We start from the raw sequence: 14,031 nt of genomic DNA on the forward strand, positions 1-14,031 counted from the left end.
GGTGCGAGGCGACCACGCGGTCGAGCCCGGTCACGCGGGCCACCTCGGCCAGCCGCGCCGGGTCGACCGTCGCGCGGCCGAGCATCACGTTCTCGCGCAGCGTGCCGTTGAACAGCCGCGGCTCCTGCGACACGAAACCGACCTTCGCGCGGAAGTCGGCCGGATCGATCTGCCGCAGGTCGATGCCGTCGGCCTCGACCATGCCCTCGGTCGGCTGGTACAGCCCCGCCAGCAGCCGCAGGATCGTCGACTTGCCGCTGCCGATGCGCCCGAGGATCACGACCCGCTCGCCCGGCTCGAATTTCAGGTTGATGCCCTTCAGCACCTTCGGCGCCGCCGCGTCGCCGCCGGTCGCCGGGTAGGCGAAGCTCAGGTCGTTCAGCGCCAGCTTGCCGGTGACGCGGTGGTTCGCGATGTAGCTCTTGCCGTGCTCGCGCTCCACCGGCAGCGCCATCATCTGGTCGAGCGCCACCATCGCCGCACGGGCGCCCTGGTAGCGCGTCGCGAGGCTGACCACGCTGCCGAGCGGCGCGATCGCGCGCCCGGCGAACATCACCGCGCCGATCAGCGCCCCGCCGCTCACCGCGCCTTCCTTGATCAGGTACACGCCCCACACCAGCATCACCAGCGTGATGGCCTGCTGCGCGGCGGCCGAGATGTTGTTGGTGAGCCCCGACAGCGCCCGCGCGCGCAGCGCCGAATCGGCGGCCGCCGCGGTGGCGTCTTCATAGCGGCGCAGGAACTGGCCCTGCGCGCCGGCGGCCTTCAGGTCTTCGATGCCCTCCACCGCCTCGACCAGCATGCCCTGCAGGTCGGCCTGGTGGTGCATGTTGGCCGCCATCGAGCGGCGCAGCGAACCCTGGATCGCCCAGGCCRGGCCGAGGATCAGCGGGATCGCGAGCACGATCACCCAGCCGAGCGGCCCGCCGATGATGAAGACCATCGCGACGAACAGCGCGATGAACGGCAGGTCGCTGACGGCCGACAGCGTCGCGCCGGCGAAGAAGTCGCGCACCAGCTCGATCTGCGCCAGGTGGTGCGCGTACGAGCCGGCCGACGCCGGCCGGTGCTCCATGCGCACGCCCAGCGTCTGGCGGAACAGCATCGAGCCGATGATCAGGTCGGCCTTCTTGCCGGCCGCGTCGATCAGGTGGGTGCGCAGCTGGCGCGCGACCAGGTCGAACACCAGCGCGAGCGCCGCGCYGGTGGCCAGCGCCCACAGCGTGACGAAGGCCTGGTGCGGGATCACCTTGTCGTAGACCACCGAAGTGACCAGGCCGGTCACCATCATCAGCACGTTGCTGAGCAGCGCCGCCAGCAGCGACGAACGGTAGTACGGGATGAAGCGGCGCATCGTGCCCCACAGCCAGTGGCTGTTCGGGTCGCGCAGCGCCTCGTTGTGCTCGGCGTTCGGCGCCTGCACCTTCGGCGACGCGACGAACGCGATGCCGGTGTACTCGCCGGCCAGCTCGGCCTCGCTCGCCTTGCAGGTGTGCGACTCCGGCCCCGGCATCACCACCTCGTACGCCTCGGCCGACAGGCGCTTGACGACGATGCAGGCATCGCCGTTGCGCAGCAGCAGCACGGCCGGCAGCAGCAGCGAATGGATCTCGGCGATCTTGCGCTGCACCAGCCCGGCGTTGAAGCCGGCCTCGCGCATCGCACGCACCGCCTGGTCGGGCCCGAGCGCGCCGGCCAGCGGCATGCCGGCCAGCAGCGAGGCCGCCGAGCGCTCGCGGCCGTGGTGGCGCGTCAGCCAGACGATGGACTGCAGCAGCGCATCGTCCGGCGGCACCGCGGCAGCGCCGCCGGCTCCGGGTTCGATGAAGGGCTCTTGTCGGTCCATGGGTCAGGGGTGCGCCGTCGTGACCCGGTCAGCCGCGGTGCTGCAGCGCGAGCCGCTCGAACTCGGTCTCGATGTCGCGCACCAGGCCGGGCACGTCGAACAGCTTCGATTGCCGGCCGTGCTCGGCCAGGTAGCGCTTGTACGACGCGATGCGCGCCGGGTTGTGGCCCAGCTGCACGCCCAGGCGTTCGTAGTCGTCGATCGAGCCGGTGATCAGGTCGGGCAGGCCGACGGCCGTCAGCAGGCTGCCGGCCATGCGCGCGATGTAGGTGCGGCCGGCGCAGGTGAGGATCGGCAGGCCCATCCACAGCGCATCGCTCGCGGTGGTGCCGGCGTTGTACGGGAAGGTGTCGAGGAACAGGTCGGCCAGCGGGAAGCGCGCCAGGTAGTCGGCCGGCATCACCCGCGGCGCGAAGACCAGCCGCTCGCGCGCGATGCCGAACGCGTCGGCCTGGCGCAGCAGGTTCTCCTGCGACCATTCGTTGTCGGCCAGCAGCCACAGCACGCTGCGCGGCACCTGCTGCAGCATGCGCATCCAGCTCGCGAACACCGGCTCGGTGAACTTGTGGTTGTTGTTGAACGAGCAGAACACGAAGGCGTCTTCCGGCAGCCCGTACTGCGCGCGCGTCGGCACCGCGCCGCTCTCGCGCTGGCGGTCGCTGACCTGGTAGCAGTGCGGCACGTACAGCGGCTTCTCGGTCATGTAGGGCAGCAGCTCGGGCGGCATCACGAAGCGGTCGGCCAGGATCCAGTCGACGCCCGGCAGGCCGGAGGTGGCCGGCAGGCCCAGGTAGCTGACCTGCACCGGCGCCGGGCGGTGGCCGAGGATGGCCGGCCGCGCGCCGTTGGTGATGCCCTGCAGGTCGACCAGCACGTCGATGCCGTGCTGCGCGATCAGCTGGGCCGCCGTCGCGTCGTCGACGCCGGCGAGCGGCACGAACACGTCCATGGCCTTGCGCAGCCGGGCGCGCAGCGGCGTGCCGTCCTCGCGCGACCAGCAGAAGCCGTGCACCTCGAAGCGGCTGCGGTCGTGCAGCTCCAGCAGCTCGGCGGTCAGCAGCCCGACCGCATGCATGCACAGGTCGCCCGACAGGTAGCCGATCCGGATGCGGCCGGTGCGCGGCGGGCGGCCGGCATGCACCGGCACGGCCGGCGGCTTGGGCACGCGGGTGTGCACGAAGCGCTGCGCCGCCATCAGCTGCACCGCGGGGTCGTCGCTCAGGCCGAGCGTCGCCAGCGGCGAGGTGCCGACCATCATCTGGTTCGGCGTGACCTCGCCCACCGCCTGGTAGACCGGCCATTCGCACTGCTTCTGGCGGATGTGCACGTAGTGCTGCAGCACGTCGGACTGGTCGGCCTTCAGCTCGAGGCTCTTCACCAGGCAGGCCTCGGATTCGGCGAAGCGGCGCTGCATCTCCAGCAGCCGGGCCAGGTTGTTCAGCGCATGCAGCCGGATCTCGCGCAGGCCCTGCGGGTTCGATTCGGTGACCTCGACGACGGTGCGCCACTCGGCGAGCGCCTCTTCGGGGCGGCCCAGGTGCTCCAGCTGGTGACCCAGGTTCAGGCGCGCCTGCGGGAAATCGGCATGGAAGGCGAGCGCCCGGCGGTAGGCCTGCTCGGCCTYGACATGGCGGTTCATCAGCCCCAGCACGGTGCCCCAGTTGAAGCAGGCGACGTGGCGCCACGGCGATTCGGTGTGGGCGATCCAGTTCTCGTACAGCTGCRCCGACGCCTCGGCCAGGCCGCGCTGGGCCAGGCTCTGGGCGCGGTCGAGCAGCTCGTTGAGCTGCATCCCGCCCGAGCGGGCATGCGCAATCTCGCGTTCCACCTCGGCGGGGGTCGCGGAGGAGGCGGGCGTGGCGGGGCGGTGGTCCATGCGTGGGGCGTCCGTGAGGGGCCGGAGAATATCGGTTCGCCCCATTGTGGGCAGAGCGGCCCGCCGGCGGTCAGGGCAACAGGTACATAAATACCGGTCACTTCGGCGCCCACTTTGCCGCCCATCCGGCTCTTCCGACGCGGCGGTCCATGGGGTTTTCGTGAGCGGTGTCACGGATCTTGCAGCGCCCAGGGGCACAATCGCCCGACCCGTCCCTGCGATGACCCCTCACGGAGAGCTGCCCATGGCCCAAGACGCCAAGTCCACCAAGAAGTCCCACGCCTTCTCGAACACGCTGAAGACGCTGAAGACCGGTTCCGGCAAGGCCGGGCAGTATTTCTCGCTGCCGGAGCTGGCCAAGACCCACCCGAACGTCAACCAGCTGCCGATCTCGATCCGCATCGTGCTCGAGTCGGTGCTGCGCAACTGCGACGGCAAGAAGGTCACGCCGGAGCACGTGGCCCAGCTCGCCAACTGGCAGCCCACCGCCGAGCGCGTCGACGAGATCCCGTTCGTGGTCGCCCGCGTCGTGCTGCAGGATTTCACCGGCGTGCCGCTGCTGGCCGACCTGGCCGCGATGCGCAGCGTGGCCGCGGCGATGGGCAAGAACCCGAAGACCATCGAGCCGCTGGTGCCGGTCGACCTGGTCGTCGACCACTCGGTGATGGTCGACTACTACGGCACCAAGAACGCGCTCGACCTGAACATGAAGCTCGAGTTCCAGCGCAACAACGAGCGCTACGAGTTCATGAAGTGGGGCATGCAGGCCTTCGACACCTTCGGCGTCGTGCCGCCGGGCTTCGGCATCGTGCACCAGGTGAACCTCGAGTACCTGGCGCGCGGCGTGCACAAGAAGGACGGCATCTACTACCCGGATTCGCTGGTCGGCACCGACAGCCACACGACGATGATCAACGGCATCGGCGTGGTCGGCTGGGGCGTCGGCGGCATCGAGGCCGAGGCCGGCATGCTCGGCCAGCCGGTCTACTTCCTGACGCCCGACGTGGTCGGCCTGGAGCTCACCGGCCAGCTGCGCGAAGGCGTGACCGCCACCGACCTGGTGCTCACCGTCACCGAGCTGCTGCGGCGCGAGAAGGTGGTCGGCAAGTTCGTCGAGTTCTTCGGCGAGGGCACCAGCACGCTGTCGCTGCCCGACCGCGCGACCATCGCCAACATGGCACCCGAGTACGGCGCGACGATGGGCTTCTTCCCGGTCGACGGCAAGACCATCGACTACTTCAAGGGCACCGGCCGCACCAAGGGCGAGATCGATGCGTTCGAGAGCTACTTCAAGGCGCAGGGCATGTTCGGCGTGCCGAAATCGGGCGACATCCACTTCTCGAAGGAGGTCTCGCTCGACCTGTCGACGGTGACGCCGTCGCTGGCCGGCCCGAAGCGCCCGCAGGACCGCATCGAGCTCGGCAAGATGAAGAGCGAGTTCACCGAGCTGTTCAGCAAGCCGACCTCGGCCAACGGCTTCAACCAGCCGGCCGAGAAGCTGCACCAGGTGTTCACGACGAAGGACGGCCTGGAGGTGCGCAACGGCGACGTGCTGATCGCCGCGATCACCTCGTGCACCAACACCTCGAACCCGGCGGTGCTGCTGGCCGCCGGCCTGCTGGCCAAGAAGGCGGTGGAGGCCGGGCTGACGGTGGCCAAGCACATCAAGACCTCGCTCGCGCCCGGCTCGCGCATCGTCACCGAGTACCTCGAGAAGACCGGCCTCACGCCCTACCTCGACAAGCTCGGCTTCAACCTGGCCGGCTACGGCTGCACCACCTGCATCGGCAATGCCGGCGACCTGACCCCCGAGCTGAACGAGCTGATCACGAAGAACGACTTGGTGTGCGCCGCGGTGCTGTCGGGCAACCGCAACTTCGAGGCGCGCATCCACCCGAACCTGAAGGCGAACTTCCTCGCGTCGCCGCCGCTGGTGGTGGCCTATGCGATCGCCGGCAACGCGACGCGCGACCTGATGACCGAGCCGGTCGGCAAGGGCAAGGGCGGGCGCGACATCTACCTCGGCGACATCTGGCCGAGCGCCGACGAGATCGCCAAGCTGATGAAGTTCGCGATGAACGCCGGGGCCTACCGCGACAACTACGAGAAGATCGACCGCAAGCCCGGCAAGCTGTGGGAGCAGATCAAGGGCGTGAAGGGCGAGGTCTACACCTGGCCGAACAGCACCTACATCGCGAAGCCGCCGTTCTTCGACGACTTCCACATGACGCCGGCGCTGGCCGACGCGGGCGTGAAGGGTGCGCGCGCGATGGCGCTGTTCGGCGACTCGATCACCACCGACCACATCTCGCCGGCCGGCTCGATCAAGGAGGCCACGCCGGCCGGCAAGTGGCTGAAGGACAACGGCGTGCTGAAGGCCGACTTCAACAGCTACGGCTCGCGCCGCGGCAACCACGACGTGATGGTGCGCGGCACCTTCGCCAACGTGCGGATCAAGAACCTGATGATCCCGCCGAACGAGGACGGCAGCCGCGAGGAAGGCGGCCTGACGCGCTTCCAGCCGGGCAACGAGAAGATGTTCATCTACGACGCGGCGATGAAGTACATGGCGGCCGGCACGCCGACCATCGTGTTCGCCGGCGAGGAATACGGCACCGGCTCGTCGCGCGACTGGGCGGCCAAGGGCACGCAGCTGCTGGGCATCAAGGCGGTGGTGGCGCGCAGCTACGAGCGCATCCACCGGTCGAACCTGGTGGGCATGGGGGTGCTGCCGCTGCAGTTCCGCGGCACGGATTCATGGCAGTCGCTGGGCATCACCGGCGACGAGACCTTCGACGTGCTGCTGGGCGCCGACCTGAAGCCGCAGCAGGAGGCGACGCTCGTGATCAAGCGGGTGGACGGCACRCAGCACGACGTGAAGCTGACGCTGCGCATCGACACGCCGATCGAGGTGGACTACTACAAGCACGGCGGGATCCTGCCGTTCGTGCTGCGGCAGTTGCTGGCGGCGTAGCGCCCCTCCCCGTTCGCCCTGAGCTTGTCGAAGGGTCGGGCTGCGCCTGTCGAAGCCCTCGTCCCGTGCGAGCAGGCCCTTCGACAGGCTCAGGGCGAACGGGAGTGGACGGCCTTCGCGAACACTTGCTCCGAGAACCCGACGGTCACGCGGCCATCAGCCCAGCGCACGACCGGGCGCTTGATCGTGCTGGGCTGCGCCTGCATCACGGCGCGCGCCGATGCGGCATCGGTCACGCCGGCCTTGGTGGCGTCGTCCAGCCCACGCCACATCGTGCCCTTGCGGTTCAGCAGCGTCTCCCACTCGACCTGCTGCAGCCAGCCGTCGATCAGCGCGTCGGGCACGCCCTCTTTCTTGAAGTCGTGGAACTGCACTTCGGCGCCCTGCCCGGCCAGCCACTGGCGGGCTTTCTTGACGGTGTCGCAGTTGGGAATGCCATACAGGGAGATCGAAGCGGAAGCGCTCATGGTCGGCTGTCGTTGTCGTGATCGTTGTAGTCGCACATCGGATCGATCCCGTACCCGGTCTCGACCACCTTGCCATCATCGCCGACGCTGACCTGGAACCACTGGCAGAACGGTGTCCAGTAGCGGTACGACCACACCGTCAGGTGCTGCCGGCCGATGCGCTGCTGCTGCGCCGGACGGCCGAACTCGAACAGGATCTGCGAGCCCGGCGTGCCGATGGCCACCGCGTTGAAGCGCTCCTCTGTCAGCACCTGCTGCCAGCCACCCAGCCGCCCCTGCGCATCGACGTCGAGCATGTAGGTGTGCTTGCCGAACGGGCCACGCGCGTACTCGAGGCGCTTGCCGCCATCGGGCAACGGGTACTCGCCGGTCGGCGGGCCCATGCGCTCGGTGATCGCGCCGGTGGTCGCACCGGGCATCAGGCCGCCAGGGTCGTAGCCTGCGCAGCCGACGAGGAACGCCACCAGCAGCCATGCCGCAATGTTCTTCACGACAGCACCAGCTTCAGAACCAGCCCGCTTTCTGCGCACCTGCGAGCAATGCGGTTGCCAGCTCGGCCATCTGCTTGTTGACTTCCTTCGACGGCGCGGTGGTCGCGCGGCCGGTCCACAGCAGCTTGCCGCTGCGCACGTCGGTGATGCTGGTCTCGGCCGCATAGCCGACCGTCGCGTTGCCGCCACCGCCGACCGGTGTCGACATGCCGACCCCCAGCCCGACGCCGGAGCCGAAAGTGCCGAGCCCGAAGCCGAGGCTCACGCCGCTGTCGGGGCGCGACAGCGAAGGCATCGCGCGCGTGCGCAGCACCGCGCTGGCGCCACGCTCGCGCGCGATCGCGACGTACTCGTTGGTGGGCCTGGATGCGGCGGCCGCGTTGCCGGCCAGCGTGCGATCGGTGTCGTCGAACGCGACCGCCGTCGCGCCGCGCGCGGTGACCTCGGAACGCATCTGGTCCTGGCAGATCTGGCGCAGCGGCGCCTCGTCGGCATCGCACACCACCAGCAGCTTCGCGCCTTGCAGCGAGGTCGGCGCCGCGGCCGGGTCACTCCATTGCGAATCGAGGCGCGTGGTCGATGCACAACCCGCCGCCACCAGCAGCACCAACGGGCCGCACAGCCCGCCCATCCATCGGATCGTGACCATCGCGTCGCTCCAGAAAGAGAAGAGGCGGTCAGTGCGCTGCACTGACCGCCAAGGGACCGCCGAATTCGGAGGAGCATTACCAGCGGCCCAACCCCGAAGTCATGCTAAGACCGAGGCTCGAGGCGCGGTGTAGGACGAAATCCCGACCTGCCCTAGGCGCCCCGGCCAGCCCCGGCCGATGCCGGCCATTCTGGCTCAGAGACGTGGATCAGGGACGTGGATCAGAGACCGAGCCGCGGACGGCCCGGCGCGGCGCTCACCGGCGCGCGGGCCGGCAGGTCGGCGTCGCGTGCCACCACCGGCGGCTCGACCGCCACTGGCGCGCTGCGGCTGAACCATTCGGGCAGCCAGGCCAGCAGCCACGAGAGCGCGAGGAAGGCACCGAAGCCGATCACCGCGAACGCCACCATCATCACGGCGTGCTCCCACGGATCGGTGAGGAAGCCGAACGCCAGGGCAGACAGTGCGGCCATGCCACCCGCCCGCCAGCGGCCGTTGGAGCCGAGCATGCCGCCGAGCGCCACGCCATAGCTGCACAGGAAGATCAACGCCAGCAGCAACTGGGGCAGGCCCATGGTGCGAAGGGTTTGGTGCAGGTCCGACATGGTTTTCAGCGTATTCGCGCGGTGTCGGTTTGCGTGTAGGAAGAAAGCTCGATATTTCAGAGCTGTAACGGACGTAGCTGCCGTGCAACAGGCGCCTTGCGCAAAATCGCACGTCCGCGGTCGGTGAGCTTCAAAACGCCGTCTTCTTCGCTGAGCAGGCCCTGCACGCAGTAGGCCTGCACGAGGTCTTCGCTGATCGCATTGCCGTGCTTCTCGTACAGGAACTGCATCGCCTGGTCGAAGGCAGGAAGGTAGCTGGTGTCCATGCGTGGCCCCACAGTTGGCGGAATGGGGCCCACTTTACGGATGCACACTTTGTTGCGGCATCGCGCATTCGAGGGGGTTGATTTCCCCCTCAAGGAGGAGCCGCAGCGCCGTACCAGCGTTGCAGCGCCAGCTGCCCGTGGCGCTCGCGCGCGTCCGGCGACGGCAGCCAGCGCCGCCAGCTCGCCGCGGCGCGTGCGAGGAAATCGAGCAGCGCCATGTGCTGGCGCAGCACGCGCTGCTGGCGGTGCGCGATCAGCGGGTTGAAGATGCCATGGCGCGAGAACAGCTGGCGGGGATTCTTCTTGACCCACAGCCACGAGCCCATCTCCAGCGTCAGCGGCAGCAGCAGGCGCTGCGGCAGCGCCGACGCGCGCTGGTAGAGGTGATCCCACAGGTCGCCGTGCGCGAGGTACTGGCGGCTCTGCGGCTCGAACACATAGCGGTTGTTCGGATGCGACTGCTGGAAGATGCCGTGCAGCGCGTCCATCTCGGCCAGGTGCGCCATCGGCGCGCGCGTGTGCGCATACGGGAACCACAGCCGGTCGCGCAGCCCGAAGCCCGAGTGGCAGTCGACCGCCAGGCTGAACGGCCGCGTGAGCAACTCGTCTTCGACCACGCGGCACAGCGCCGCGCTCTCGGGCTGCATCGGCGCACCCGCCGGGCCGCGGTACCACGGCAGCGATGCGCTCAGGCGCTGCCCGCCGAGCAGGAAGGGCACGCGGTCCTGCGCCTCGACCGGCGCGTTGCGCATCAGGTCGACGCCCTGCGGGTTGGCCCGCGTGCCGCGTGCGATGCCGCCGGGGTTGACGACCGGCATGAACACCATGCGCACGCCGTCGAGCTGGCGATGCAGCGACTCGTCCCAGCGCAATCGCATCACCAGGCTGCGCAGGTGCGCCATCACGACGGCGGAGCCGATGCGCTCCAGCCCGTGCACGCCACCGAAGAAGCCGACCGCCGGGATGTCGGGCGCCGGGTTGCCGAGCGTCACCGCGATCACCGGCAGGCGCTGCCCGCCTGCGGTGGCAGCAGCGTCGACCTCGCACAGCACCCGCGCGTCCAGGTGCGTGCCGCCCTCGTCGATGAGGCGCTGCAATTCGATCAGTTCGGTCGGGGTCTGCAAGGGATGCCGGGCTCGCGGTGCCGGGCGAGGATAGCGCGGGCAGCGCGCGCGGTCTGCCATCAAACCGTCACGCAGGATTGCTACGGTGCCGGATCGCCCACTCAGGAGACGCCGATGAATGGCAGCATCCCCAGGCCCTGGAGCCGCCCCGGACTGGCATGGCAGATCGGGGTCGCGGTCGCGAGCAGCCTGCTGTGGGGCGCGATCGAACTGGCCGCGCTGTGCCGGGCGCGCTGGAAGGCGGCCCGGTGATATGACGGCCCCTCGCCCGGCGAGTACGCCGAGCGGTCCCCCGAGGGGACGCGGCCGGCTTGGGGCGGCCCGGCGCTCGGCCCGCTAGGCCCCGATCCCGGCGGCCTCCAGGCTGGCCGTGAGGCCGTCGATCATCAGGTCGACCTCGGCCTCGGTGACGGTGAGCGCCGGCATGAAGCGCAGCACCGCGGGCCGCGGGGCATTGAGCAGCAGGCCGGCGCCGGTGCGGGCATGCGTCACCACGTCGGCGGCCTGCGGCCGGCCGAGGTCGAGCGCGCGCAGCAACCCRATGCCGCGCGCCCCTTGCAGGCCGAACCGGTCGGACAGCGCCTGCAGCCGATCGCCCAGGTGATCGCCGGTGGCGCGCACCCGCGCCAGGAAACCGTCGGCCAGCACCTCGTGCAGCACCGACAGGCCGACCGCACACATCAGCGGGTTGCCGTTGAAGGTGCCGCCCTGGTCGCCGTGCGCGAACACGCAGGCCCGCTGCCGGGCCAGCAGCGCACCGATCGGCACGCCGCCGCCCAGGCCCTTGGCCAGCGTCGCGATGTCCGGCACGACGCCGAAATGCTGGTAGCCGAACAGCGTGCCCAGGCGGCCGATGCCGGTCTGGACTTCATCGAACACCAGCAGCAGCCCGTGCCGGTCGCACAGCGCGCGCAGGCCCTGCAGGAACTCGGGCGTGGCCGCATGCACGCCGCTTTCGCCCTGCACCGGCTCGAGCATGACGGCCACGGTGTCCGGGCCGACCAGCGCCTGCACCGACGCGAGGTCGTTGAGCACGGCCTTCGGGAACCCGGCCACCTGCGGCGCGAACATGCGGTCCCAGCCCGGCTTGCCGGAGGCCGACATCGTGGCCAGCGTGCGGCCGTGGAAGGCGTCGCGGAAGGTGATGATCTCGTGGGCGCCGCCCCGGTGCAGCTGCCCCCACTTGCGGGCCAGCTTGATGGCACCTTCGTTCGCCTCGGCGCCGCTGTTGGTGAAGAACACCTGGTCGAAGTCGCTGTGCCGGCACAGCAGCTCCGCCAGCGCGAGCGCCGGCGCATTGTGGAAGGCCGGGCTGGGCGTGAGCAGCAGCGCGGACTGCCGCACCAGCGCCTCGCGGATGCAAGCCGGTGCGTGGCCGAGCGTGTTCACCGCCCAGCCTTGCACGAAGTCCAGGTGGCGCCGGCCGCGGTCGTCCCACAACCAGCTGCCTTCGCCGCGCAGGAACAGCTGGTCCGGGCGGGCGGTGATGTCCATCAGCGCGTGGCTCATTGGAGTAGCTTCGTGCTGCGCACTCCGGTATTCGCCCTTGGAGCGGTCCGGCGGGCTCATGCGGCGTGCTCCAGGGCTTGGGTAGCGTATTCAGGCGTGTCGATCGCGGGGGCATCGGCCAGCCCGAGCATCAGCGCGAGGTTCTGCACCGCGGCACCCGACGCGCCCTTGCCGAGGTTGTCGAAGACGGCGCTCAGCAGCAGCTGGCCGTGGGCGTCGTGGCCGAACACCGCGAGCTGCAGGTCATTGCTGCCGTTGCGGGCCTGCGGATCGAGCCCCGCCATCGCGCCGGTGCGGTCGGCATCCAGCACCTGCACATGGCGGCAGTCGCGGTAGCGCCGAGCGAGCAGGTCGCGCACCGCCTGCGCCGACATCGGCCGCTGCAGCATCGAGGCATGCAGAGGGATCGTCAGCGCGATGCCTTGCCGGAAGTTGCCGTACGACGGCACGAAGAACGGCCGGCGCTGCAGGCCGGCATGCTGCTCGATTTCGGGCACGTGCTTGTGCTGCAGGCCGAGGCCGTAGGTCTGGAACGGCAAGGCCGCTGCGGCAGCCGGGCCTTCGTGGGCGTCGATGCCCTCGCGCCCGCGTCCGGAGTAGCCGGACACGGCGTGGATGCTCAACGGCGCATCGGCGCGCAGGCAGCCGGCCTCGACCAGCGGGCGCAGCAGCGCGACGGCCCCGGTCGGGTAGCAGCCCGGATTGCTGACGCGCCGAGCCTGGGCGATGCGCCCGGGCTGCTGCGGTGCCATCTCCGGAAAGCCGTAGACCCACTGCGCATCGGTGCGGTGCGCCGACGAGGCATCGATCACCCGCACGCGCGGGTTGCGGATGGCGGCCACCGCCTGGCGCGCGGCCTCGTCGGGCAGGCACAGCACCGCCACGTCGCAGTCGTTGATGGCAGCGGCACGCGCGGCCGCATCCTTGCGCAACGCGTCGGGCAGCGTCACGAGGGTGATGTCGCGTCGCCCGGCCAGCCGCGCGCGGATCTGCAGGCCGGTGGTGCCCTGGTCGCCGTCGATGAAAACGCTCGCGCTCATGAAGTCCTCCTGGAATGGAAAGCAGAGCTTGCGGTTCGGCCGACGATCGGTAAAGTTGAATGTCATGAACAACAGATTCATGAAACCTGAAGCACCATGAGAGAACTGAACCTCGACCAGTTGCGCACGCTGGTGACGATCGCCGAGCTTGGATCGTTCGCCGCCGCGGCRCGCCACCTGCACCTGGCCGCGCCGACCGTCAGCCTGCACGTGGCCGAACTGGAGTCGCGCCTGGGCGCGCCGCTGCTGCTGCGCCAGCGCCAGCGCGTGCTGCCCACCGGGATCGGCGAGGGGCTGGTCGAGCGCGCCCGGCGCCTGCTGGCCGATGTCGATGCGGCGCTCGACGAAGTGGCGCAGCGGGTCGAAGGCCGCGCCGGGCGGGTGCGGGTCGGGGCCTCCACCGGCGCGCTGGCCTGGCTGCTGCCGCTGGCGCTCGAGGCCATCGGGCGCGACCACCCGGGCATCGACGTGCAGGTTGCGGTGCTGACCTCGCAGGAGGCCTTGACCCGCGTGCAGGAAGGCACGCTCGACATCGGCCTGGTGGCGCTGCCGCAGGCCGCCGTCAAGGGCCTGCAGATCGTGCCCTGGCGCCGCGACCCCGTGATGGCCTTCCTGCCGCGCGCCTGGACGGTGCCGCGCACGATCACGCCGGCCTGGCTCGCGGGCCGCCCGCTGATCGCCAACGACGCCACCACCCGGTTGCACCGCATGACGACGGATTGGTTCGCCAGCGCCGGCGAGCAGCCACAGCCGCGCATCGAGCTGAACTTCAACGATGCCATCAAGAGCCTGGTGGCGGCCGGCTACGGCGCCGCGCTGTTGCCGCGCGAGGAAGGCGCGGCGACGCTCGACGAGCGCATCGTGATCAAGCCGCTCACGCCGCGCCTGTGGCGGCCGCTGGGCCTGGCCCACCGCGCCGGCAGGCCCGAGCCCGCGACGCGGCACATGCTGGACGCGCTGATGGCGATCCGGCAACGTTGATCCGGCGCCCTAGGGCAGACCGGGCGACACCCTGCTGCGGGTCGGTTTCAGCGACAAGGCCGGCCGCTCGACCAGGTACCACGACAACGCGGCCGCCGGCAACACGAGCGCCAGCACGAGTGCCAGGTGCAACGCCAGCGGCGCATCGCGCCCCAGGGCCACCACCGCCACCTGTTGGGCCGGCCAGGCCCACAGGTAGATGC

General features: G+C 70.1%; 13 protein-coding genes and 1 pseudogene. 3 read left to right on the top strand and 11 right to left on the bottom strand.

Annotated elements, in window-relative coordinates; genetic code table 11:
* Positions 1-1,846: ABC transporter transmembrane domain-containing protein (locus AC1D01_RS06060; RefSeq protein ID WP_477865169.1), on the bottom strand; the 1,846-nt coding region annotated here is incomplete at its 3' end.
* A gap of 28 nt (positions 1,847-1,874) precedes the next feature.
* Positions 1,875-3,722, bottom strand: coding sequence for an O-linked N-acetylglucosamine transferase, SPINDLY family protein (locus tag AC1D01_RS06065; protein WP_477865170.1), 1,848 nt, complete (start codon positions 3,720-3,722; stop codon positions 1,875-1,877).
* Positions 3,723-3,966: 244 nt separating this feature from the next.
* Between AC1D01_RS06065 and acnA the strand changes: the two genes are divergently transcribed.
* A complete protein-coding gene (gene acnA / locus AC1D01_RS06070) occupies positions 3,967-6,696 on the top strand; it encodes an aconitate hydratase AcnA (RefSeq protein ID WP_477865171.1) in 2,730 nt (909 codons plus the stop codon).
* 89 nt (positions 6,697-6,785) lie between these two features.
* Here acnA and AC1D01_RS06075 read toward each other — a convergent pair whose 3' ends face one another.
* The 6 genes from AC1D01_RS06075 to AC1D01_RS06100 all read right to left on the bottom strand — a co-directional run bounded on the left by AC1D01_RS06075 (position 6,786) and on the right by AC1D01_RS06100 (position 10,298).
* Entirely contained in the window at positions 6,786-7,163 is a 378-nt protein-coding gene (locus AC1D01_RS06075; protein ID WP_477865172.1) for an ArsC family reductase, read from the bottom strand.
* On the bottom strand, positions 7,160-7,654 hold the full coding sequence (locus tag AC1D01_RS06080) for a hypothetical protein (RefSeq protein ID WP_477865173.1): 495 nt from the start codon (positions 7,652-7,654) through the stop codon (positions 7,160-7,162). Before AC1D01_RS06080 ends, AC1D01_RS06075 begins: the two co-directional genes overlap by 4 nt.
* A 13-nt stretch (positions 7,655-7,667) precedes the next feature.
* Positions 7,668-8,303: a hypothetical protein gene (locus AC1D01_RS06085; protein WP_477865174.1), complete on the bottom strand. Its 636-nt coding sequence runs from the start codon at positions 8,301-8,303 to the stop codon at positions 7,668-7,670.
* A gap of 221 nt (positions 8,304-8,524) precedes the next feature.
* Positions 8,525-8,878 (bottom strand): hypothetical protein, encoded by a 354-nt coding sequence (locus AC1D01_RS06090; RefSeq protein ID WP_477865175.1) that lies wholly within the window; start codon positions 8,876-8,878, stop codon positions 8,525-8,527.
* An 86-nt stretch (positions 8,879-8,964) separates the two neighbouring features.
* Positions 8,965-9,174 (bottom strand): hypothetical protein, encoded by a 210-nt coding sequence (locus AC1D01_RS06095; RefSeq protein WP_047587087.1) that lies wholly within the window; start codon positions 9,172-9,174, stop codon positions 8,965-8,967.
* Between the two features lie 89 nt (positions 9,175-9,263).
* On the bottom strand, positions 9,264-10,298 hold the full coding sequence (locus AC1D01_RS06100; protein ID WP_477865176.1) for a M14 family zinc carboxypeptidase: 1,035 nt from the start codon (positions 10,296-10,298) through the stop codon (positions 9,264-9,266).
* A 114-nt stretch (positions 10,299-10,412) separates the two neighbouring features.
* On the opposite strand from AC1D01_RS06100, the gene AC1D01_RS06105 reads away from it, so the two are divergent.
* The gene (locus tag AC1D01_RS06105) at positions 10,413-10,550 is read left to right on the top strand and encodes a hypothetical protein (RefSeq protein ID WP_477865177.1); all 138 of its coding nucleotides are present in this window, start codon (positions 10,413-10,415) and stop codon (positions 10,548-10,550) included.
* Positions 10,551-10,634: 84 nt separating this feature from the next.
* Here the strand turns inward: AC1D01_RS06105 and AC1D01_RS06110 are convergent, their stop codons facing one another.
* Complete coding sequence (locus AC1D01_RS06110; protein ID WP_477865180.1) at positions 10,635-11,807, bottom strand: acetylornithine transaminase; 1,173 nt, start codon at positions 11,805-11,807, stop codon at positions 10,635-10,637.
* Between the two features lie 56 nt (positions 11,808-11,863).
* Complete coding sequence (gene argC, locus AC1D01_RS06115) at positions 11,864-12,847, bottom strand: N-acetyl-gamma-glutamyl-phosphate reductase (RefSeq protein WP_477865178.1); 984 nt, start codon at positions 12,845-12,847, stop codon at positions 11,864-11,866.
* 96 nt (positions 12,848-12,943) lie between these two features.
* On the opposite strand from argC, the gene AC1D01_RS06120 reads away from it, so the two are divergent.
* Positions 12,944-13,828, top strand: coding sequence for a LysR family transcriptional regulator (locus AC1D01_RS06120; protein WP_477865179.1), 885 nt, complete (start codon positions 12,944-12,946; stop codon positions 13,826-13,828).
* A 9-nt stretch (positions 13,829-13,837) separates the two neighbouring features.
* Here the strand turns inward: AC1D01_RS06120 and AC1D01_RS06125 are convergent.
* Positions 13,838-14,031, bottom strand: a pseudogene (locus tag AC1D01_RS06125) (acyltransferase family protein); the annotation flags it as partial.

The sequence above is a fragment of the Rhizobacter sp. P3_B12 genome, from assembly GCF_056402895.1.